A 22,466-nucleotide genomic window follows, 5' to 3' on the forward strand; every position below is an offset into this window, starting at 1 on the left:
AATTTTATCTTGGCGTTTCTTTGTATTGAGTAGCGACGAGAACGCCTTTTAGCGCATCTATGTCTTCTAAGACCACTCCTGTCCCGCGGACGACTGCCGTAAGGGGGTCTTCAACCAATTTAACTGGCATTTCTGTTTGCTCGGCAATTAATCGGTCAAGCCCTCGCAACAAACCGCCACCGCCCACTAAAAAGATACCTCGGGTCATAATATCAGCCACTAATTCCGGAGGCGTTTCTTCAATAGTCGCTTTAATTGAATTAACTAATAATTTAATTGAATGATTTAACGCTTTTCGGATTTGGCTGTCATTCACAATAACCTCTTTTGGCAGGCCGGTAATAATATCTCTCCCTCTCATCGCTGTTTCTATTGGTTCATCTAACGCGCAAGCCGAACCAACCGCTATCTTTATATCCTCCGCCGTTTTTTCGCCTAAAAGAAGATTAAATTCTTCGCGCGCGTAATTAACAATATCCTCGTTAAATTTATCTCCGGCAATCCGCAAACTGCGGCTAACGACAATCCCGCCCAGAGAAATGACAGCGACTTCCGATGTCCCGCCGCCAATATCAACGATCATATTGCCCGTCGCTTCTTGAACAGGCATTCTGACTCCAATCGCCGCCGCCATCGGTTCTTCAATTAGATAGACCTCGCGCGCGCCGGCGTTTCTGACCGCATCTTCAACCGCCCTTTTCTCCACTTCCGTCACGCCCGAAGGGATGCCAACCACGACGCGCGGTCGCGGCAAAATAGAAAAACTTTCTCGGTGAACTTTATCAATAAAAAATTTGAGCATCTGCTCGGTCACTTCAAAATCGGAAACAACCCCCGCCACCAAAGGCCGCGAAGCGACAATGTGCGCCGGCGTCCGTCCAACCATTTTTTTCGCTTCCTGCCCAATAGACAAAATCTGACCTGTTTTTTGGTTAATCGCCACGACTGACGGCTCATTAATAACAATCCCTCGTCCTTTGACATAGACGAGAGTGTTCGCTGTCCCTAAATCAATTCCGATATCCTTTGAAAAAAATCCGAAAAATTTATTAAGCATTGATTTCTTCTAATAAGTTCTGTTTTTTGACTAATTTTATCTCTTCGCTGTCTCTTTTTTTAATTTCAACCGAATCTGATTCAACCGTTTTCCCGCTAACCACTAAACGCCAAGGAATGCCAATTAAGTCGGCGTCGGCAAACTTCGCGCCAGGAGAAGCGTTGTCTCGGTCATCATAAAGAACCTCTATTTTATTTTCTATTAATTTATTATAAATATCATCGGCGAAATCTCGCGTTTCTTTTTCTTTGCCCAAAGACAACAAATGAACAGCGTAAGGGGCCACTTCTTCAGGCCAAATAATTCCTTTCTCATCATGATGAACTTCAACGATCGTCCCCATTGTTCGACTCGGTCCAAGACCATAACATCCCATCTCAACAAAATGGATTTTATCGCTCGCATCTGCATACGAAAAACCAAACGGCTCGGAAAATCGCGTTCCCAGTTTAAAAATATTTCCGACTTCAACCGCTTTTTCCACTCGCAAATCGCCGCTTTGACAAACGGGGCATTCTTTTTGCTCTTCAATGATTTCTTTATTAACCGCCACCTTGCATTTATCGCAGATATAAATCGTATCTTCGCCGGCGTCCGTTAGCGTTTGAAATTCATGGGAATATTTTGAAAACGCTCCACCCGAAGCAAAGGTCAGATAAGTGATGTCTCCCAATCCGCATCTTTTGTAAACCTTAAAATACGCTTCCTTCGCTACTTCGTAAAATTTATCCAAGTCCTCTTTGTCGGTATGAAAAGAATACAAATCCTTCATGGAAAATTCCCTCCCCCGAATCAGTCCTGCTTTGGCGCGCAACTCGTTTCTGAATTTGGTTTGAATTTGATAGACATAAGCGGGCAATTCTTTGTATGAAGAAACATATTTTTTAACTAAGGGGACAACGATTTCCTCGTGGGTCGCGCCCAAAGCGTATTCTTTTTTGTCGGCGCCCGCCAACTTGAAAAGAACATCAAAGTTATCCCAACGACCTGTTTGCTCCCAAACCTTTTTCGGCGTCAGAGAAGGCATCAAAATTTCCTGCCCGCCAATCGCATTCATCTCTTCGCGAATTATATGACAAATCTTGTTATGAACTCTCAACCCCAAAGGCAAAAACGAGTAAACGCCCGCGCTCACTTTTTCTATAAAACCGCCTCTAATTAAAACTTCCGCGTTAAAACTGGTCTCATCCTTCGGCGCCTCTTTAATTGTTTTTGTAAAAAGTTTTGATTGTCTCATAAGTTAATTGGGGGCTGCCCCCGCAACGGGGGCAGCCCCCAATTTTAACTAAAACAACCACTCAATGGGGTTGTTTTTTTGCTTTATGATTTAATTTCCAGCGCGAGTATTCTTTCGTCGTGTTCTTCTATTTTATTGTCATGTCTTTTATAAAGTTCAGTTGATGCTGTGTTCTCCTGCTCTAAATCACCCAATTTTTTAAAAATCTTATCTTGACCAGTTAAAATTTTATCAAACTTATCTTTAATTTGATTATCAACACTAGCAAATTTCTTATCAATATTATTAAATTTTTTATCTAAGTAATCTACAAATTCTTTATCCATTTTGTTTTCCCTCCTTATTTTTATTCTACCACAAAATCAACAAAACTAAAACAGCCGCGCCACATCTCTCCATGTAATCGCGACCATTAGAAGAATTAAAAGCGCGAAGCCAGCCGTGTGCGTAATTCTTTCAATATTTTGGCTAATCGGCGAACCCTTGATTTTCTCAATTCCCAAGAAAAGCAATCGCCCCCCGTCAAGCGCCGGGAAAGGAAGAATGTTAATAATCGCCAAGTTAATATTAAGAACAGCCGCCAATTGGATGATATAAATCAAGCCGAGCTGCGCCGCCTGACCGGTTAAATTGAAAATATAGACGGGACCGCCGCCTTCTATCGCTGACTTTCCCGTTGAAACCAATTGCCAAAGCAAACCACCCAAAGCGATCACAATGGCATAAGTCATATAAAAAACATCCGCGACGCCCGAATAAATCGCCTGATACCACGGTTGAGAAACAATCGTCGTTCTCGCCAAAGCGACTCCCAAACTGCCTTCACCCGATGGCGGATTAACTCGCGCGAACATTTTCTTTTCCAAGACCTCATCTCCTCTGTGGATAACCGCCGTAATCTCTTCGCCCTCATGCGCGGTAATAAAATATTGCATCTCTCCAACCATCTCCACTTCTATTTCTTCATCCCCCGCCTTGAGTCGCGCAACTGTGTCGCCCATCTGAATTCCCGCTTGCTCGGCGGGAGAACCAAAAGCGACCTGGACAATCTGAACCTTCGCTCCGCTCGCGCCTACCGCATCTTCATCCTCAATCATCGTCGGAAGTCCAACCCAATGCCCAACGCCCAAAAGAAAAGCCGCCAAAACCAAATTCATCGTCACCCCCGCGACCAAAACAATCGCGCGAGTTCCGATCGGTTTGTCGCCAAAAGCCCGCCCTTTATCGGCTGGTTGAATATCTTTTTTATCAAGCCCATCCTCGCCGTAAATTTTAACAAACCCGCCCAAAGGCAAAAGATTAATGGAGTAAATTGTCTCTCCCCGCTTAATCCCAAAAACCCTCGGCGGAAAACCAAATCCAAACTCCTCCACCTTAATCCCCGCCCGCTTCGCCATAACAAAATGCCCCAACTCATGGACAAAAACAAGCAACCCTAAAATCAAAACAAAAACAATAATAGTTAAAAACATATTTTATACCTTCATTATCTCCTCTTCTTTTTTCTTTTTTAATTCCTCTATTTTTTTATTATACTCATCAACTATTTTTTGGATTTCGTCTTTGGCTCGGAATTTGGCGTCTTCGGAAATTTCTTTGGCGCGCTCCAAGTCCTGAATTTGACGCCAGATTTCTTCTCTCTGACGGCGAATACTAATGCGCGATTCTTCTGTTTTTTCTTGAAGAATTTTGACCAGTTCGCGCCTTCTTTCCTCACTTAAAGGCGGGATGTTCAAGCGAATGGAATCCTCGTCCACCATCGGTGTTATCCCTAAACTGGATTGCTTAATGGCTTGCGTAATTTGAGTAATAATTTCTTTATCCCACGGGCGGATAATAATCATCCGCGGCTCGGGCGTTTGAATCGCCGCCAATTGCTTGATCGGCAATTGTTGGTTATAGCAATCAACCGTCAAATTTTCTATCAGGCCCGGCGTCGCCCGCCCAACTTGCAAAGAAGCCAGTTCGCTCTTCAAATACTCGTATGACTTTTCTAAATTTGGTTTTAGTTTTTTGATTATTTCTTGATGCATAGTTTTAAATTTTTGATTTTATAATTTCTACTTACTCACTCCCGCGTAAATTAAATTGGGATTTTGGGGGTCAATGACTATTTCTTTAATTTTGCGGCTGGTGGGCAATTGGCGGATTGTCCAATTTTCTCCTCCGTCTAAACTGCGATACAAAACTGAATCCGCTTTGTAAAATAATTGGCTCGCGTTGCTCAACACTAACTCTGCCTCCGGGTTAATCGCGATTTTCGAAATAGCGTCTTCAAACCATTTAACTATCTGCCATGTTTTGCCGTAATCGGCGCTTTTTAAAAATTCACCCTCGCTTGTTTTAATATAAATTACTGACGAGTCGTAATTGTCAATTGCAATTTCAGAAACAATTTGCTTTTTATCCGCGATAATATAAACCTCTTCCCATGAGCCCCCGCCATCCTCGCTTCTTAAAACTCTCCCTCTTTTATTCTGCCCGACAGCCAAATAAATTCTATCTGGATTTTCCGAATCAATGGCAATGTCATAAATATCAGCCCCATCAGAAAGCTCTTCTCCCTCGCCCGTGATTTGATGCCAATACTTTCCGCGCGAATAACTTTTATAAAGCCCGCCTCCTTTAGAGCCCAAATAAAGAATCTCCGCATCATCAGGATGAACCGCCAAACTCAAAACATCTAAGGAGGTAATTAAAAAGCGGTTTTCCATAACGGCCATTTGTTCCCATGTTTCCCCTCCATTTTCCGAATAATAAATCCCTCCATCGCCAATTCTTTTCTCAATTTCCGCCGGAACAATATTCCAAAGAACAAAAAGAAAAGCGGCAACTATAAAAAATTCTTTCATAATCTAAAATTCCATCATCAGAACTTCCAAAGATAATCGCGCGTTGATGCTTGAATTGGACAAAAGATTGTCTGTCTTTCTAATCGCTTGAATAATATTTTTTAATTTTGGCAAAGAATAAAATCCGCTAGCTCGCGACGACTCGGGGTAAAGAGATAAATCAGCGCATCCAGCGGCCGATAAAAGCAAATCCCTAAACCAGATTGTCCAATATCCTAAATTCCTTCGCGCTTCGGGCGTGTTTTTCGCCGCTTTCTCGGCATACTGACATCGCTCGTTGAAGTTCGCCCTTAATAATTTTTCTAAATCAGCAATCGCTTCATTTTGTTCTTCTAAAAGTTTCGGATTTTTGCAATATTCTATCGCCAAGCCCGGACGGCCATTCGCCAACCGCGCCGCTTTCTTCGCCTCTGAACTGCCGCAAAGAGAAACGAGCCCTTTTTCTATTTCCTCTCCTGCCACCGGCAAAAAATTAATCAACTGGCAGCGAGAAACAATTGTCGGCAGAAGCGATTGGAAAGACGAGGTGATTAAAATCAAAACCGTTCCGCCCGTCGGCTCTTCCAAAGTTTTTAAAAGACAATTGCTCGCCTCTCTTGTCATCCGATCCGCCTGATTGATAATCGCGATTTTATGAGACGACTGACAGGCGAACAAGCTTATCCGCCGCTGGGCTTCCCTAATTTGCGGAATGCCTATTTCCATCTCTTTTTGAACGCCCTCTTTTTCAATAATTTGCGGCTCAATGATTAAAATATCTGGATGAACCGTTTCGCTAATTTCTATCCCCGTCAACATCTTCACGAATTCAGACGCGACCGCCTTCTTGCCTAAATGAGCGGGACCGGAAAATAAATAGGCGTGAGAAAGCCGCTCATGCTCAATGCTCTTTTCTAAGAAATTTAAAATTCGTTTATGCCCGATTATCATAAGGAAATGAAATTTGGGGACTGTCCCTGTTGCGGGGACAGTCCCCAATCTGGTTTACATTATATCACGCTACCTTATTTTCCTCAATGATTTTTATAATCGCCTCCTTTATTCCTATCTCAAACCTCTCCTCGGAAAATTTCTCAGCTCTTTTTCTGATAACAGCAGGACTGTAGGCGTCAAAATTTATTAGCAACCTGCGAACGCCATCCGCCAGAACTTCTGTCACTGGCTCGTCAAAAAATTCGCCAGTGATTCCTTCTATGACCGTTTCAACGGCGCCGCCTTTGCGGTATGCTAAAACCGGTTTGCCAAAACTCATCGCTTCAACAGGCGCGATGCCAAAATCATCCTCGCCGGGAAAAATAAAAGCGCGGCAATTTTTAAGACATTCTCGCGCTGTCTCATCCGATTGCCAGCCCAAAAACCTAACATTAGAATGAGCCATTTTTTTAAGCCGTTTAGAATCAGGACCTTCGCCGATAATAACCAAAGGCAATTCCAATTTATTAAAAGCGTCAATCGCCAAATCAATCCTCTTGTAAGGGGTTAATTGGGAAATAATCAAAAAGAAGCCATCATCGCGAGCGGACTGCCAATCAGCGCCCGTCAAAAAAGCCGGCGGGTAAATCACTTTTGCTTCCCGCCCGTAATATTTTTTAATCCGCTCGGCTGTTGTTTTTGAATTGGCGATAAAATAGTCAACGCGATTAGAGGCCGCTCTATCCCACATTCGGATATAGTGCATGACAATCTTAATCGCCGCGTTAGTGAAAAATCCTTTTTTCTGCTCTTTAATATAGCGGCAATACCTGTCCCAACTAAAACTCATCGGGCTGTGACAATAGCAAATATGAACCGTTTTCGGTCGTGTAATCACGCCCTTGATAAAACTACTTGAAGAGGAAATAACCAAATCAAAATCCCTCAAATCAATCGTCTCGGCCGCCGTCGGAATAAAAGGCAAAAGATATTTCTGCCGCCGACGCCAAAACTTCGGAAACTTCTGTAAAAAAGAAGTCCTGATTTTTTTCCCGGGAAAATACTTTCCCATTTTCTCCTCATCATAAAGAAGAGTATAAATCTCCGCCTTTGGAAAAATTTTCCGCAAACATAAAAAGACCCTCTCGGCCCCTCCAAAGCGGATTAAATAATCATGCAATAAAGCGATTTTCATCTTGACATATTTTGTTTGGTTAAAACTCCCAGCGTTTCCCGCGCGCATTTTTCCCAGGAGAATTTTTTAATGTTCTGAAAGCCCTTTTCAATTAAACCCCTTCTCAACTCCCCGTCGCTTATTACTTTATACACTGCTTCTGATATTTTTTCAATGTTTTTTGGCGAAACGAAGAGCGCGCCCTCGCCCGCTACCTCCGGCAAAGAAGATGTCTCTGAAGCAATGACTGGACAACCCATCGCCTGCGCTTCCAAAATCGGCATTCCAAAGCCCTCGTAAAAAACAGGAAAAAGAAAAGCGGCGGCGTTTTTTAACAACTCCCATTTCTTCGCCTCGCTCACAAAACCCATTTCAACAATATCTTTATTCCCCGCAATTCTCCCAGCGAACGCCTCATAACCATACCCTCTTCCCCCCGCCAAAACCAACTTATGCGGCAACCCGTATTTTTTTTTAAACAACTCAAACGCCCCAATCATCCCCCCAATATTCTTCTTCCCCTCCAACCGCCCAATAAAAAGAATATAGGGACTGGAAAATGGGGGCTGCCCCCGAAACGGGGGGCAGCCCCCATTTTTATCAGGGGACAGTCCCCCGCCGCGGGGGCTGCCCCCGTCTTCATAGCCGTGATAAACAACTGATATTTTCTCCGGATTGGCTTTATATATTTTAACTAAATCGTTTTTAGTGTTTTGGGAAATGGCGATAACGCGCGCTGAATTTTTTAACGCGTATTTTGCGCTCCAACGGAGATACGCCAAACGCTTTTTGGGATACATTTCGGGGTAATGCTCATACTCCAATCCGTGAATAGTTGTGACTGAGTTTTTTGGATGAACAAGCGGCAGAACATGGACAGGAATAAAAAGAATATCTGGCTCACGCGCCGCCATTTCAGCGGACAACCTGCATTGCGTCCACGACGGCAAGCCCCAGCGAAGCCGCTTAATTTTAAAATTCTCCGGCAATGGAAAATCAAAAATTTTGTTAAAAGGAGAATATAAAACAAAACGATGCTCTTCGCTTTCCTTAAGCATCGTTAAATGTTTAATTAACTGATAAGTATATTCTTCAACGCCCGTCCGCGGCTCAACAAAAGCCGCCATAGCGTTAATGCCGATTTTCATAGGTTTACATCTGTTTCTTAGACATAATGCTTCTTTTGTAAACATCTAAATGTTCCAAAGCAAGACCAGTTCCTTTTGCTACGCAAAGCAGGGGCTCTTTCGCGATGCGGCAATTAACGCCTGTCGCTTCGGTAATTAGAGCGTCCAAATTTCTTAACAACGCGCCGCCGCCGCTTAAAACCATACCCATATCCATAATATCAGCCACCAGTTCCGGAGGCGTCCCGCGCAAAACGGTTTTGACCGTTTTAATAATTTCTCTAAGATTTTCCGACATCGCTTCCGTGATCTCGTTGCTTTTAACTTCAATCGTTTTAGGCAGTCCGCCGACCAAATCGCGACCCTGGATTTTCAAAGTCGTTTCTTCTTTTTGCGGCAAAGCGCTCCCTATTTTAATTTTAATCCTTTCCGCCGTTCCGTCGCCAATTGCTAAATTATGTTTTTTTCTAATATACTCGCTAATCGCCTGGTCAAGTTTGTCTCCGCCCACCCGAACCGATTCGCAGGAAACGATCCCGCCTAAAGAAATAACAGCCATCTCCGAAGTTCCGCCGCCAATGTCAATAATCATGTTACCCGCCGGTTTGTTGATGGCAAGCCCCGCCCCAATCGCCGCCAAAACCGGCTCTTTGACGATGTATGCGTTCTTGGCGCCCGCTTTAATAGTCGCCTCAATTACAGCTCGCCTTTCGGTGGACGAAACGCCCGCCGGAACAGAAACCATAATGTCTGGCTTAATAATCCGCCAACGCCCCAAAACCTTGCTGATAAAATAGCGAAGCATCGCCTCAGTAATGCGATAATCGGCGATTACCCCATCCTTCATTGGTCTGGAAACATTAATCGTTTCAGGCGCTTTCCCAAGCATTTCTTTCGCTTGATTGCCAACCGCCAAAATTCTATTGTCTTCAATAGAAACAGCCACCACCGTCGGCTCGTTGACAACAACGCCCTTTTTAGGAAGAAAAACCAAAGTATTAGCCGTCCCTAAGTCAATACCAATTTTTGTGATAAACATAATAATTAAGTGTTGACGCGCTTTATTTCCGCTCCCATTTTTCTCAATCTTTCCTCAATCCTCTCGTATCCGCGGTCTATTTGGTAGATGTTTTCAATGACCGATTCGCCTTGAGCGGAGAGAGCGGCCGAGACCAACGCGATGCCGGCGCGAATATCGGGACTGACTAATCGCCGGCCATATAATTTCGTTGGACCTTGGACAATCACGCGATGAGGATCGCACATAATAATATTCGCCCCCATTTGTTTGAGCGTATCAGTATAAAAAAGGCGTCCTTCAAAAATCGTTTCGTGAATTAAAGAAATTCCTTTCGCTTGAGTCATTAAAACGGTAAATGGCGCTTGTAAATCGGTGGGAAATCCTGGATATTCATGCGTTTTTAAATCAACCGATTTCAATCGCGGCGACGGTTTGACCAAAACAAAATCCTTGCCTATTTCCAAATTAGCGCCCGCCTTATCAAGCAAAGACCAAAGCGCGTCCAAGTGATTCGGGTTCAACCCCGAAACCTTAATCGCGCTGCCCGCGGTTAATCCCAAGAGAACAAAACTCCCCGCTTCAATCCTGTCTGGAATAATTTGGCAATCCCCTTTGGTTAAATTTTCAACTCCTTCAATCTCCACAAAAGGCGTTCCCGCTCCCTTTATTTTCGCGCCACGATCGTTTAAAAAATCAGCCAAAGAGGCGACTTCCGGTTCGCAGGCCGCGTTTTTTAAAAGTGTTTTTCCTTTAGCTAAAACGGCCGTTAAAATCATTGTCTCGGTGGCAGTCACGCTAATGACGGGAAATGTAAAATTAATTCCTTGAAGCCGTTTTTTTGCCGTTAAATTATACCCTTCTCCGTTTTCTTTAATCTTAACCCCAAACGCTCTGAACCCGTCCAAAAATATATCTCTCGGTCTTTGCCCAATGACGCATCCGCCCGGTCGCGGGAAAACAGCTGAACCGCAACGCGCCAATAATGGCCCTGTCATTAAAATTGAGCCCTTCAATCTGCTGGCGATGTCTGAATCAAAAGAAGCAGTTTGAATATTTTTTGCCCTGACCGTATAGACGCCCTTTAAGCCGTTTTTTATTTCAACGCCCACTCCTTTTAAAAGTTCCAACAAACGGAAAATATCTTCAATTTGAGGAACATTGGAAATCTTCCATTCTTGGTCCGTTAAAAGCGAAGCCGCCAAAACCTTCAAAGCGGCGTTCTTAGCGCCGTTCACTTTAATCTCCCCGCTCAATTTTCGCCCGCCTTGGATAATAAACTTTTCCATTAAGTTTATATTATCTCATCGCAACCCGCTTGGCAAGACGGTTAATCGGTGTTAAAATCGTAAAAGTATATGACTTTAAGAACGCGCCGCATTATTCTTTGTTTTGTTTTCCTTCTTTTTGTTTTTGCCGCGCCGGCAATCCTTTTTTATTCGTGGGGATACGGCTTTGATTGGCAAAAGAAAAAACCCGTCTTAACTGGCGGATTTTATTTTGAATCCATCCCAAAAAAAGCGCGAATCGCGCTCAATGACAAACCGTCAAAAGAAACCCCTGTTTTTATTAAACGGCTTCTGCCTGGGGAATATCAGGTTAAGATAACCAAAGACGAATTTCAGCCCTGGCAAAAAAAATTAAAAATTGAATCGGGACTGGTCGGCGAAGCGAGAAATATTCTTCTCATTCCTTTATCTCCTCAAATTGAGGTGATAGACGAAAATCTGCCCGATGATTTTTCTCTTGAAAAATTTCTTCTCCAAGAAAAAACAAATACCGATATTTTTTATATTGAAAAGCAAAATTATATTCTCTACAAAACAAACGCGAACAATTCCGCGCAAGAGCAAATCTGTCTCACCCCTTTGCCCGCGCAAGAATATAGCATTATCATTTCTCCTGTTCAAAAAATCTCCGTTTTGGGCGAAAACAATGAAATGTATCTCCTGAACCCCGAAACAAAGGCCTTTGAATTAATCGCGCGCGATGTCCAGAATGTTCAATTTTCCAGCGATAATAAAAAAGTCCTCTATTCCACGCCCAATGAAATCTGGGTCTATTACTTGGAAGATATTTTAGGCCAGCCAAACAAAAAAGCAAAAGATAAAGAACTCATCACCCGCCTCGGAGAAAAAATTAAAAACGCGGTCTGGTATGGAAAAACCAACGAACATATTATTTTCTCAACTGGACAAACCATTAAAATCGCTGAATTAGATGGACGCGACGAAAGAAACATCACTGATATCATTAAATTAAACACTGACCAAATCGCCTACGACCCCAAAAAAGAAACCATCCTCGCCGTCAAAAACAAAAAACTCATCCAAATTTCCTTGAAGTAGTTTTTGGGGACAGTCCCTCGCAACAGAGAGGGACTGTCCCCGAAACGCGTGATCGGGGGCTGCCCCCGCAACGGGGGCAGCCCCCAGATTAAAGATCTCTGTTATAAGGTCAGACCTTCTGAGCGCGACCTTTAGAAAGAAATAAAAGGTCAGACCTTTCCATCAGTTTGTCACGAGAAAATAAACTGTTACGAGTTGTCGTCTTGAAAGGTCTGACCTTTTATTTCTTTCAGAAGGTCTGACATCGCAAGTAGCGACATTTCTTAAGGTCGCGCTTGAGAGGTCTGACCTTTGAATTTTGAATTGAAAAACCCCGCGAAAGCGGGGTTTTATCTTTGGGGACAGTCCCTCGCCGCGAGGGACTGTCCCCGGAACGCGTGATCGGGGGCTGCCCCCGCAACGGGGGCAGCCCCCAGATTAACTTTGAAATGAAAAAAGGGATATTCAATTATGAATATCCCTTTTATTTTTTTGAAAAACGAACAACTAACTCCAACAATCAGGACTTAATTGACCGCTTCTTTTTACATACGGGCACATTTGATTGAATTTATCATATACCCATTTAATTTGTTTAAGAAACTGCCATAATAAGATAAATGGCCCAAAAAACATTTTGATGGCTTTAATAACCATTTCTCTTCTTTCATACTTTATTCTTGATTTTTCATCTATTTGATGAATCGCTTCATCAAACTCCATCCCGCCTACAACCATCTGAAATGCTTTGAACAACTTGTCTGAAAAAGAACGCGTTTGAAGTTTTCCAAACTTTCCTAAGAATTTTTCAAGAATATCTACGATTTCCTCTGACATAACAGGCAGTAATATTCTACATGCTTGCGCTTTGTTTTCTTCGTAGGCAAAAATAGAATATATTATCAGATAAGCCCGGCGAAGCAACTTAGCTTGTTGTATTTCATCTATGTTTTTATAATAACGATTTTTGTTAAGAAGCCGTTTAAGTTTGAATCGACTAATCGGCAAAAATACCATTGTCTTGTCGTCAGAGAACCATTGACTATATCGTAGCGCTTCTGGGTCATAATTAAGCGTTAGATATACCATCCAGCCAGAAAAACATAAGCACATTATCCACGCAGAAGTAACAAGCAATACTTGAAAAATTGACATTACTTCAACAGCAAGAATTATATTATAAATCATCAATATCAGACCACCTACAATTATCGCGCCGCTAATACCCGTGGCAAAACTAATAAGCCAATTTAACGCTTTTTCGTTCGTAATTAAAGAACATATCGCGAAAAGTAATATAGATAAAGCCATTAGCCCAAAGATAAACAATCCCGGAATTCCAAGCATAAGCAACGCTTTCCAAAATATCGCCCAAAATACGGCAATCGCCTCGCTAAACAGATGTCCATAACGCAGAAAAAGTTCCGCTACAATACGCGCGCCGAACATAAGATAGATGAATTGAAAAACAAAATGATGTTCATTAAAGTTCGGAAGCCTGTGTCTGTCGTTATAAACCGCCCAATTCCCAAAATATAAACAAAAAACCGCGATAATGGCTATAGCGCCGAGAACGCCAAATCCTGGAAATAGGAAGTCAAAAAGCATTTTAGATACCGCAGCAAAAGCAAGCAATGCGAAAACAACAACAGATACAATCAAAACTACATCGGCATATTTTTTTGTTGAATCCTCAAGCCGGTCAGAGTAAGCCCTTAAAACTTCTCTTTTATTTGGTGGTAAAATCCAACGGATAAGCGACCATAATAAAGCGCTAACAATCCAAAGCGGCGTTATTAACCCCAAAACAAAAAGCGGTCCCGCCCATTGCAAATCCGACCATGAAGCAACTGAATCGTAGAATAACCCGCCGCAAACAGCAGCCGCAGGAGAAAGAACCCAGAATACCAAATGCGCGATTATTGTCCACCAAAACCCGGGACAGATATGACTTTTAAGTTGGACTGTTTGATCTCTCATCCATCCATAACTGCTTCTGGCTGTCCTATACAACCACCAATATTTCCCAAATTCCTGATTAACGATAAAATCATTCGCATGATTTTTAATAGACAAGAAGTCGCGCCATGTTTTTACCTGGGCTCTAATATCATCATTCAATCCGTTGCGATAAGCGCTAAACCCCATATCAAGACCCATTAAATTGTATGACCAAGACCCCCTTCCTTTGTCATGAACGGAATAATCAACTTCTTCCGCTAAAAGAGATTCAACCTTAAAGCGTTTTTGCCATCGCTCAAAACGAGTCAAAACGCGCGGTTGTTTTTGGTTTACAATTAGGTCTAAATAATTTTGTCTAATGGCGTCTATCTCCTCCTTTGATATTCGCCGCAGAAACGATGAATACGACTCAAAATTAATATTATACCTCCACAATACCCGACGCCAAATTGAGACAGGCAACGATTCAATCATTGAGATAATGAATATGTATTGATTGCTATGTCCTATAAACATATTCAAAAATTTCCCTCGTGTTTCCCTGTCCTGAATCCGAACTTCTGTTTGCGTAAATTCCCAGAATTTTAACGCTTGATGAATACTGTCATCAGGTCGTCGCGGCGTATTATCTACGCCAATACAATCAACAACTCTTTGATATAGATCATTAATCTTGTTCATTAGCCCCCTCCTTTTCTGATTTAATGAATTATAAGATGCTTATATTATTTATTTATTTTTAAAGATCCAACCAAAATATAACAAATTATGTCGTTTTTGTCAAAATTTCCTTGGAATGATTGAGATGTGGGGACAGTCCCTCGCAACAGAGAGGGACTGTCCCCGGAACGCGTGAATGGGGGCTGCCCCCGCAACGGGGGCAGCCCCCAGATTAAAAAAACCCCGCGAAAGCGGGGTTTTATCTTTTGTTTCTTATCTCTTCCTCCACTGCGGAGCTCGGCGGGCTTTTTTGAGTCCTGGCTTTTTTCTTTCTACACTGCGCGGGTCGCGAGTAAGATAACCTGCTCTTTTTAATTTCTTTGAAAAATCAGCGTTAAATTTAACTAAAGCGCGCGCCAATCCATGACGAATCGCGTCCGCTTGTCCTCTCATGCCGCCGCCTTTTACCTTAGCCGTCACCTCGAACCTATTAAGCGACTTCATTTTTGAAAGCGCGTTGATAACCGTCTGACGCAACTCAAAAGTAGTAAAAAATTCATCGTACGGCTTTCCGTTAACCGTAATTCTTCCTTTTTCATCTTCAAACGGCTGGCAAGTAAAAAGACGAACGCGAGCCGTCGCTTCTTTGCGCCGTCCTACCGCTTCGTAATATCGTTTAACCTCGTCTTTTTTGACTAATTTTTTTTCCACTTTCACAACTGGTTTTTTCTTTACGACTGGCTTTTTCTTCGCGACTGTTTTTTTAGACGCGACTTTTTTAGTCAAAACTTTCTTTATAACTTTCTTTTTTTCAGTCATTATTTTGAAATTTCTCCTTTATACAATGTCAATTTTTTAATAAACTTATCACGCAGTTTATTTTTAGGAAGCATCCCGTAAACAGCCGTCTTAATCACTTTGCGAGAATCCCTCTTAAGTAGGTTTTCCAAAACCTCTTCCTTAATTCCGCCTGGATATCCCGTGTGTCGATAATATATTTTTTGCTTTAACTTATTTCCCGTCACTCGGATTTGATCAGTGTTTATAACAACCACATTATCGCCCATATCTAAATAAGGGACAAAATCCGCCTTGCCCTTGCCGCGCAATAAATTAGCCACCTCAACGGCCATCCGCCCTAATATTTGATTTTTTGCGTCAATAATATGCTTTTTCATAATCATTAAGCGACCAATTCAATTATCGCCATTTTAGCTCCATCCGTTTTACGCGGGTTTAATTTAATAATCCTCGTATATCCGCCCGCTCTTTCTTTAAAGCGAGGTCCAATTTCCGTAACAATCTTCTTGCGCGCCTTTTCAGGAAGATATTTTGCCAAATACTTAATCGCCGATAAATCGCCCTTCTTCCCTTTGGTAATTAATTTTTCAACAAAAGGCCTTGTCTCTTTCGCTTTTGCTTCAGTCGTAGTAATTTTTTCCTTCAAAATTAAATTAGCCGCCAGAGTTTTCAGCAAAGCCGCGCGTTGTCCTTTTTCACGCCCTAATTTTCTTATTTTATTTCCGTGCTTCATTGTTTTAGAGTTAACCCTAACTTGCCCAACGCTCTTTTAATCTCAACAATACCTTTGCCGCCTAATCCTTCAATCTCCCCTAAATCACTCTCGTTTTTTCTAATTAAACCCGCCGCTGTCTTTATTCCAGCCGCTTCAAGAACAGCAACAATTCGCGAGGACAATTTCAAATCCTCCACTCGATGCTTCGCCATTCCTTCTTTTGTCTCAAGAGCTGGTTTAGCTTTTTGAACTGCTTTCTTTTCTTTTTTCTTTTTCTCCACATTTTCTGCGGCAGTCTTCTTTTTCAATTTCTTTTTTTTGCTTTCCTTTTCCAAAAGAGTAAAAACCTTAAATTGATCAACCAAAATCTTGCCCGCGCTCAAAAACGCTTCTTCGGGAGTAATTGTCCCGTCCGTTTCTACATCAAAAACCAAGCGGTCATAATCTGTTCTCTCGCCCACTCGCATATTCTCTATGATATAATTCACTTTAAGAATCGGGCTAAAAATAGCGTCAATCGCGATTTTGCCAACTTCCAACTTTTCTTTCTTGCGGCTTTCAGTGGAAGAATACCCCAAACCAAAACCAACTTCAATTTCTATTTCCAATTCCGCGTTTTTATCGCTTAAAGAAGCGATATGCGCGTCTTTATTAACAACTTCCAGTCCCGTCACCATTTTAATATCACCCGCTTTTACTTCGCCCGCTCCTTTTGCTTTAAGCGAAACCGCGACCAGACCTTCTGTTTGCATTTTGAACCTGACTTGTTTCAGGTTAAGAATAATTTGAACAACATCTTCCACAACGCCAGAAATGGCCGAAAACTCGTGAAGAATACCTTTAATTTTAATATTAACAATCGCCGCCCCGCCAAGCGAAGACAAAAGAATTCTTCGAAAAGCGTTCCCTAAAGTAATCCCATATCCAGGATAGCATTCCTCTATTTCAAACGATGCCCTATTATTCCCTGTTTTGGTAATTTTTGGTTTTTTAGGTATTGTAATCATAAAATTTTTACTATTTTTTAAAATTAATTATTACCGACTATAAAATTCTACAATCCTGCTTATTTCCGCGACTTTTTCCCAATTATCTAAGCCAGGCATGGTCTTTACTTCTCCAACAAATTTTTGTTTATCTGAAGAAATCCAAACGGGAATTTCGCATTTTTTTAAATTCGCTTTGATTGTTTCAAAAATAGCCAATTTTTTGGTTCTTTCTTTAATCTTAATAATATCTCCCTTTTTAACTTGATAAGAAGGAATATCAATCTTCCGCCCGTTGACTAAAATATGGCCATGATTAACTAATTGCCTAGACAGTCGTCTTGAATTCGCCCAGCCCAAACGAAAAACAATATTATCAAGGCGATTTTCCAATTTTTGGACCAAAAGTATTTCTTTGTCCCCTTCTTGCTGAACGATCTCTTTGAAATAATTTTTAAATTGCTTTTCAGAAACGCCGTAAGCATACCGCGCTTTTTGTTTCTCCGCTAATTGCAAACCATATTCTGAAGGTCTTCTTTTGAACGCTTTGCCGTGAACTCCGGGAGCGTAAGGCCGCCGCGTCATAGCGCATTTTTGGCCAAAGCACCGCTCACCCTTCAAAAAAAGCTTTTGATTGGCTCGCCTACATTTTTTACATTTAGCTTCAAGAATAATCATAACTACAAAATAAATAAATTTATTACACTCTCCTTGGTTTGCGCGGACGACAGCCGTTATGAGGAACGGGAGTCAAATCTTTAATCGCGCTTATTTCCAATCCATGGTTGACTAAGGCGCGAATGGCCGCGTCGCGACTACTCCCCACGCCCTTAACAAAAACCTCTATCTCTCTAATGTTAAATTTTTTCACTTTTTCTATCAATGTTTCTATCACCCGCGAAGCTGCGAAAGGAGTCGCTTTTTTAGGACCCTTAAAGCCAACTGAGCCGGCGCTTGACCAAGCAATCACACTTCCTTGAGCATTAGCAAAAGTGACAATCGTATTATTATAACTTGATTGGATATAAACATGAGCGCGTCCAACTAAGCCGACTTTGCTTTTTCCGCTTTTCGGCTGGACGCTTTGGGATGCTTTTTTCTCAACCGATTCTCTGTTCTCGGCCTCCTTCAAAAGATCCTCTTTAGTGCTTTTTATAACTTTCTTTTTACCCATAAAAATTATTATTCTCTATTTATGTCTTCGCCGCCGCTTTCTTCTTTCCGCTAACCGCCATGCCGCGGACATTCCCCCTTACTGTCCGAGTATTCGTTTTGCTCCGCTGCCCTCTTGTCGGCAATCCTTTGCTATGCCTTATTCCGCGATAACAGCCAATATCTTTCAACCGCTTAATATTCATCATCTTTTCCTGCCTCAAATCACCCTCAACCATATATTTCTTTTCAATAATCTCCCGTAAATTATTAACCTCGTCATTAGACAACTTATTCGTCCTGGTATCCGGACTGATTTTCAGCTCCGACAAAATCTCCCTGCTTAAAGAAACCCCTATTCCGTAGATATAGGTTAAAGCGATTTCTATTCTTTTGTTTTCCGGAATATTTATTCCCGCAATACGAACTGCCATAATATCAATATTTAAAATTATCCCTGCCTTTGCTTGTGTTTAGGGTTTTTGCAAATAACATAAACCCGACCTTTTCGTCGGACTATTTTGCACTGCGCGCATATTTTTTTTACTGAAGCTTTAACTTTCATACTTATTTATCTCGATAAACAATTCTTCCTTTGGTCTTGTCGTAAGGACTTACTTCCAATCTAACCCTGTCTCCAATCAAGACCTTAATGCGATACAACCGCATCTTCCCAGCAAGGTGAGCCAAAATCTCTTCCTCGCTCTCATTCAATTTAACTCTAAAAACCGCGTTAGGCAAACACTCTAAAACCACACCCTCTTTTGTGATTGTATCTTTTTCTTTTACCACCCCCGTATGATAAACGATACGCTCAAATTAGTCAAATCTTTTTCAAGGGGACAGTCCCTGCCGCGGGGACTGTCCCCGTCATAGTTCTGTTCGGCTATCGGATAGCCGAATTATTTTTATTTTTTATCTCCCGCAAATTCTTTTTATCTCACTAACTAATTCTGGAAATTCTGACTGATTAAAATGACCTCTATCCTTAAATATCCTTGCGGTCATGTCGGGCAAATCTTTTTGATATTTCTCGAGGTTAAGATAAGGGACAACAGGATCATCTTCGCTATGATAAATAAATATCTTACCACCTTGCTTTTTAAACCTTTTTAAATCATTTAATATGGCAAAACCTCCTAATGATTCTTCGATATCGCTTTCTTTATACGGCGGAGCGATTAGAATCGAAGCGCGAATTTTTTTGGGAAACTTATTTTCCGAAAGATATTTTGCTAAAAACACTCCACCTAAAGAATGACCAATTAAAACAACATTATTATCTAACAGACGAGCGATTTTTCTAAACAATATCTTCCATTCGGCATATTTAGAATTCATCGGATTTGGCATTTTCAATAACAAAACATCAAATCTATTCCCAAGTTCTTTCCGCAAAGAATCATTCCAATTTGTCTTTCTGTATTTATCCAAATCAACCTTCAAAAACTTCAAAAACGACAGATAATCTTTATCTGTTTCAAAAGAATTTCCACCATGAATTACAACAACTTGCTTTTTCATAATATTTTCAGCAGATAAAAGACTATTAGAGCCTTTTTATCTTACCTTTTTATTTAACCTAAAAAATTTGACATGTGTATAACTATTTGCTATACTTTGACCATATTTGGAAAAGGCGTTGGCTCGATTGGCCAATGGCCTTTTTCTTTTTGCCTACTTTTTATTATTTTCAACTTTTTTACCCTCGCTCTTTAAATCTTCTATATCTCCGTCATTTTTATGAAAATGAATATTAAAACTATAATTTCTAAAATCTCGCGTTAAACTATTGACGCCTATCCCTTTTTTAAATTCCTCAACAAATTCCCATTTATATCGCGATGGCGAACTTATCACTTTTTCTTTTAGGAGTAATTCATAATTTATTGAACCGATAATCAAATCTGCCATTTGTAATAAATCATTCGTTTTAGAATCTAATCGGCAAACACCAGCAATGGCCAATCTTTTAAATTTATTATTCGTATGGTTTTTGACATTTACTTCAAATTTATTTCTTTTGGGAGCAACAAGATTATCAGCTAACACAATTAGCACTTCATTCTTCTTTAAATTACCCTCTAACAAATGTTTAGTAATTTGTTCATAAGCGACAAACGGGTCGCTATGAAATTCATTTTTAAAATACTGACTGCGTTTATCAATTGTATAGGACGAAAACCAAACACTGCGCGTTTGGAAAAAGGCGTCCAGAATTTCTTTAGCGGTTTTAATTTTAACCTTATTTAAACCGCTAAATTTTAATTCCCACCAAAATCTATTTTTCTCTCTGATATATCGTATTTTTTGTTGTAAATAATACGGTTGCGAACATTTTATCATTCCAACTGTAAAATATGGCTGGGTTTTAATATCTAATGTCCCTGATTCATCTAAAAAACAAAATGGCGTCCAGATTTTTTTATAATCAGACAATGTTAAATTATGATTATTTGCTTTTTTAAAAAATTTTTCTAACATATTTTTTAATTATTTTTTACTCTTGTTTGTATTTGCCATTATCCCATAAATTATATTCTTAATCAACCACCAACACAAATCAATCAAAAAAACCTCTTGGGAGGCGAAGTTTTTCCTTATCTCAAGGGGGACTGTCCCCTCTTAGGGACAGTCCCCAAATTACAGCCCCTTCGGATATTTTAATACTCCTCCGCGTAGTCGTCTATTGTTATTTCAATCTTCTCTAACCGCGTTGGGATTTTTTTGACCCAGAATGGCCAGAAAGAAACCCTGGCTGTTTCAATTGTTGGCTGGCTGGATAAATATTTTCTGACTTCCACTTCGCTTTGTCCGGCTAAATCAGTTTTGAGCGACTGAACATCAACCTTAAATGCCAAGTCCTCCGCGATGCTCAAAGAAAATTCCGCTTCTCCTTTGCCCCAATCAACTTCCACTTCGCTCCACGATATTTGCTGGCTGTTAGTCAAAGGCGTTTTATCTCCCGAAATCATTGAAATTAAATTGAAATCAATTAATTGTTTTAATTCTTCTTCGTTAAAAAGATAAGCGCTGATGACGGACTTCATTTCAAGAGTAAATTTTTCCGCTTGTTCGCCCGCTTCGGTCGTCAAGGAAACTGTCTCTGTCTCTTCTCTTAAACTCTCTTCTATAATTTTTAAGTCCGATGGGATTTGCTCTTGGAACGCTTTTCTAATCGCATTTTTCAAATCCTCGCTTAAAATTTCTTCCGCTTTTTGAATATCCTCGGCGGAGACGACTTTCGCTTTCCCGACAATCCCGCCTGTCATCGCGTTTTCTGACTTGCCGTAAAAGCCAGCGAATTTGGAAGTTCCCTTAAATCCGGGAATTGTAAAATTAGTCGCGCCAATATTGTATTCCGCGCCCGGCTGGTCGGCGGTTACTTCCACTTCAAGAACACTTGCGATAATTTTTCCGTCCTCTATTTTAGCGCCAGGCACTGTCACGCCCGCGGAAATCCTGAAAACTTTTCCATCAGGCGATTCAAATCTTGTCCTCGCGACCAACGGCTGGGGCTCGGAACTATACTCGTTGTAAATGGTAATCACGCCTTTGGCTTTTTTAGTTAACTCCCTTTCGTCCGTCGCTAGAAATTCTCGGCTCTTTGTTTTTTCAACGCTAATTTCTTTAAGAGGAATTTTATTTAAACTTTCGTCCGTTTGGGAAATGTCTCTCGCGCCGATAACTAAAAGGTCAAAATCAACTTTCTCTCTTTTAGGGAAAACAGTTATTTCCGTCGTCGGCAAAACTTGGTAGCCGACTGCGATTGCCGCCGCAAAAGATAAAATGATAAAAGCAGCGAAAATTTTAGGCCATTTTGAAGATGCTGATTTTTTCGCAAAAATTGGAGGCAGATTTTTCTTCTCGTTTTTAGTGCTGAAAACATTAACTTTAACTTCTTCTTTTTTTTCTTTTTTCACTTCTTCTTCTGTGTTAACAATATCAGCCATTCTTTTTTGGGGAGCGCTCGCGAACGAGAAAAACGAATTGGCTGATTCTTTATCCGATTCCAGACCTTCCGCCAAAAAGTCAATCATATCATCTTTCATTTTGGGCTGGTTTTCGTTTTTCTGAATCGCTAACTCCGCCGAAAAATCGCCATCTTGTTTGATATTAAAACCGATTTTTTCAGCCATTTCCGCGTTCAAATCGCTTGCCACAACAAACGAAACATTTTTCCCAAGATTGTCCGCCTCCCGCTTAAGCAGTTTCAAATTAATTGAACTCTGCCAAATCTGCGCTCCCGAAGGAACGATCATATTAACTTGGTCGTCATCCGCCTGAACAAGGCGGTCAATGACTGAAATAATTTCCTCATCCGGCTCAAGATAAATATTTTTCATAGATATAATTTCTAATTATCAATTTCCAATTTTCAATTATCAAACAATTTCTTAATTTTCAAATAATATTTTAATTTCTAAATTCATTATCTTCTTCTCTTGTTTTTTCTTGTTTTTTCTTGTTTGAAAAATTAGTAAAT

General features: G+C 40.9%; 25 protein-coding genes. 1 reads left to right on the top strand and 24 read right to left on the bottom strand.

From position 1 onward, the window contains the following. Positions 1-4: 4 nt before the first annotated feature. The 11 genes from KKF19_00270 to murA form a co-directional block, all read right to left on the bottom strand. Positions 5-1,057, bottom strand: coding sequence for a rod shape-determining protein (locus KKF19_00270; protein MBU2579394.1), 1,053 nt, complete (start codon positions 1,055-1,057; stop codon positions 5-7). After that, the gene (locus tag KKF19_00275) at positions 1,050-2,294 is read right to left on the bottom strand and encodes a prolyl-tRNA synthetase (GenBank protein ID MBU2579395.1); all 1,245 of its coding nucleotides are present in this window, start codon (positions 2,292-2,294) and stop codon (positions 1,050-1,052) included. The genes KKF19_00270 and KKF19_00275 overlap by 8 nt, the downstream gene beginning before the upstream one ends. Before the next feature lie 83 nt (positions 2,295-2,377). Beyond that, positions 2,378-2,620: a hypothetical protein gene (locus KKF19_00280; protein ID MBU2579396.1), complete on the bottom strand. Its 243-nt coding sequence runs from the start codon at positions 2,618-2,620 to the stop codon at positions 2,378-2,380. 45 nt (positions 2,621-2,665) lie between these two features. Further along, positions 2,666-3,766 (bottom strand): site-2 protease family protein, encoded by a 1,101-nt coding sequence (locus KKF19_00285; protein MBU2579397.1) that lies wholly within the window; start codon positions 3,764-3,766, stop codon positions 2,666-2,668. A 3-nt stretch (positions 3,767-3,769) separates the two neighbouring features. Further along, entirely contained in the window at positions 3,770-4,327 is a 558-nt protein-coding gene (gene frr, locus KKF19_00290) for a ribosome recycling factor (protein MBU2579398.1), read from the bottom strand. A 27-nt stretch (positions 4,328-4,354) separates the two neighbouring features. Then, positions 4,355-5,146: a hypothetical protein gene (locus KKF19_00295; protein MBU2579399.1), complete on the bottom strand. Its 792-nt coding sequence runs from the start codon at positions 5,144-5,146 to the stop codon at positions 4,355-4,357. Positions 5,147-5,149: 3 nt separating this feature from the next. Next, the gene (locus KKF19_00300) at positions 5,150-6,076 is read right to left on the bottom strand and encodes a hypothetical protein (protein ID MBU2579400.1); all 927 of its coding nucleotides are present in this window, start codon (positions 6,074-6,076) and stop codon (positions 5,150-5,152) included. Between the two features lie 64 nt (positions 6,077-6,140). Beyond that, complete coding sequence (locus KKF19_00305) at positions 6,141-7,253, bottom strand: glycosyltransferase (GenBank protein ID MBU2579401.1); 1,113 nt, start codon at positions 7,251-7,253, stop codon at positions 6,141-6,143. Then, the gene (locus KKF19_00310; protein ID MBU2579402.1) at positions 7,250-8,380 is read right to left on the bottom strand and encodes a glycosyltransferase family 4 protein; all 1,131 of its coding nucleotides are present in this window, start codon (positions 8,378-8,380) and stop codon (positions 7,250-7,252) included. Before KKF19_00310 ends, KKF19_00305 begins: the two co-directional genes overlap by 4 nt. Before the next feature lie 4 nt (positions 8,381-8,384). Next, a complete protein-coding gene (locus KKF19_00315) occupies positions 8,385-9,398 on the bottom strand; it encodes a rod shape-determining protein (protein MBU2579403.1) in 1,014 nt (337 codons plus the stop codon). A 5-nt stretch (positions 9,399-9,403) separates the two neighbouring features. Continuing rightward, on the bottom strand, positions 9,404-10,666 hold the full coding sequence (gene murA / locus KKF19_00320; GenBank protein ID MBU2579404.1) for a UDP-N-acetylglucosamine 1-carboxyvinyltransferase: 1,263 nt from the start codon (positions 10,664-10,666) through the stop codon (positions 9,404-9,406). 69 nt (positions 10,667-10,735) lie between these two features. On the opposite strand from murA, the gene KKF19_00325 reads away from it, so the two are divergent. Further along, complete coding sequence (locus KKF19_00325; GenBank protein MBU2579405.1) at positions 10,736-11,725, top strand: PEGA domain-containing protein; 990 nt, start codon at positions 10,736-10,738, stop codon at positions 11,723-11,725. Between the two features lie 486 nt (positions 11,726-12,211). Here the strand turns inward: KKF19_00325 and KKF19_00330 are convergent, their stop codons facing one another. The 13 genes from KKF19_00330 to KKF19_00390 all read right to left on the bottom strand — a co-directional run bounded on the left by KKF19_00330 (position 12,212) and on the right by KKF19_00390 (position 22,326). Then, complete coding sequence (locus KKF19_00330; protein ID MBU2579406.1) at positions 12,212-14,347, bottom strand: hypothetical protein; 2,136 nt, start codon at positions 14,345-14,347, stop codon at positions 12,212-12,214. A gap of 252 nt (positions 14,348-14,599) precedes the next feature. Continuing rightward, the gene (gene rpsI / locus KKF19_00335; GenBank protein MBU2579407.1) at positions 14,600-15,145 is read right to left on the bottom strand and encodes a 30S ribosomal protein S9; all 546 of its coding nucleotides are present in this window, start codon (positions 15,143-15,145) and stop codon (positions 14,600-14,602) included. Then, on the bottom strand, positions 15,145-15,510 hold the full coding sequence (gene rplM / locus KKF19_00340) for a 50S ribosomal protein L13 (GenBank protein ID MBU2579408.1): 366 nt from the start codon (positions 15,508-15,510) through the stop codon (positions 15,145-15,147). The genes rpsI and rplM overlap by 1 nt, the downstream gene beginning before the upstream one ends. After that, positions 15,510-15,860: a 50S ribosomal protein L17 gene (gene rplQ, locus KKF19_00345; GenBank protein MBU2579409.1), complete on the bottom strand. Its 351-nt coding sequence runs from the start codon at positions 15,858-15,860 to the stop codon at positions 15,510-15,512. The genes rplM and rplQ overlap by 1 nt, the downstream gene beginning before the upstream one ends. Then, positions 15,857-16,849 (bottom strand): DNA-directed RNA polymerase subunit alpha, encoded by a 993-nt coding sequence (locus tag KKF19_00350; protein MBU2579410.1) that lies wholly within the window; start codon positions 16,847-16,849, stop codon positions 15,857-15,859. Before KKF19_00350 ends, rplQ begins: the two co-directional genes overlap by 4 nt. A 30-nt stretch (positions 16,850-16,879) precedes the next feature. After that, positions 16,880-17,506 (bottom strand): 30S ribosomal protein S4, encoded by a 627-nt coding sequence (gene rpsD, locus KKF19_00355; GenBank protein ID MBU2579411.1) that lies wholly within the window; start codon positions 17,504-17,506, stop codon positions 16,880-16,882. A gap of 22 nt (positions 17,507-17,528) precedes the next feature. Then, a complete protein-coding gene (gene rpsK / locus KKF19_00360; GenBank protein MBU2579412.1) occupies positions 17,529-18,002 on the bottom strand; it encodes a 30S ribosomal protein S11 in 474 nt (157 codons plus the stop codon). Between the two features lie 19 nt (positions 18,003-18,021). Continuing rightward, the gene (gene rpsM, locus KKF19_00365; GenBank protein ID MBU2579413.1) at positions 18,022-18,414 is read right to left on the bottom strand and encodes a 30S ribosomal protein S13; all 393 of its coding nucleotides are present in this window, start codon (positions 18,412-18,414) and stop codon (positions 18,022-18,024) included. Between the two features lie 17 nt (positions 18,415-18,431). Further along, on the bottom strand, positions 18,432-18,545 hold the full coding sequence (gene rpmJ / locus KKF19_00370) for a 50S ribosomal protein L36 (GenBank protein ID MBU2579414.1): 114 nt from the start codon (positions 18,543-18,545) through the stop codon (positions 18,432-18,434). Positions 18,546-18,547: 2 nt separating this feature from the next. Continuing rightward, complete coding sequence (gene infA, locus KKF19_00375; protein ID MBU2579415.1) at positions 18,548-18,772, bottom strand: translation initiation factor IF-1; 225 nt, start codon at positions 18,770-18,772, stop codon at positions 18,548-18,550. Between the two features lie 123 nt (positions 18,773-18,895). Further along, positions 18,896-19,504: an alpha/beta fold hydrolase gene (locus KKF19_00380; GenBank protein MBU2579416.1), complete on the bottom strand. Its 609-nt coding sequence runs from the start codon at positions 19,502-19,504 to the stop codon at positions 18,896-18,898. A gap of 153 nt (positions 19,505-19,657) precedes the next feature. Continuing rightward, positions 19,658-20,464, bottom strand: coding sequence for a DUF3800 domain-containing protein (locus KKF19_00385; GenBank protein MBU2579417.1), 807 nt, complete (start codon positions 20,462-20,464; stop codon positions 19,658-19,660). A gap of 179 nt (positions 20,465-20,643) precedes the next feature. Beyond that, positions 20,644-22,326 (bottom strand): hypothetical protein, encoded by a 1,683-nt coding sequence (locus KKF19_00390; GenBank protein MBU2579418.1) that lies wholly within the window; start codon positions 22,324-22,326, stop codon positions 20,644-20,646. Positions 22,327-22,466 lie beyond the last annotated feature (140 nt).

The organism is Patescibacteria group bacterium (assembly GCA_018830295.1).
In the GTDB taxonomy this organism is placed as follows: Bacteria; Patescibacteriota; Minisyncoccia; order Portnoybacterales; family UBA2143; genus JAHJSM01.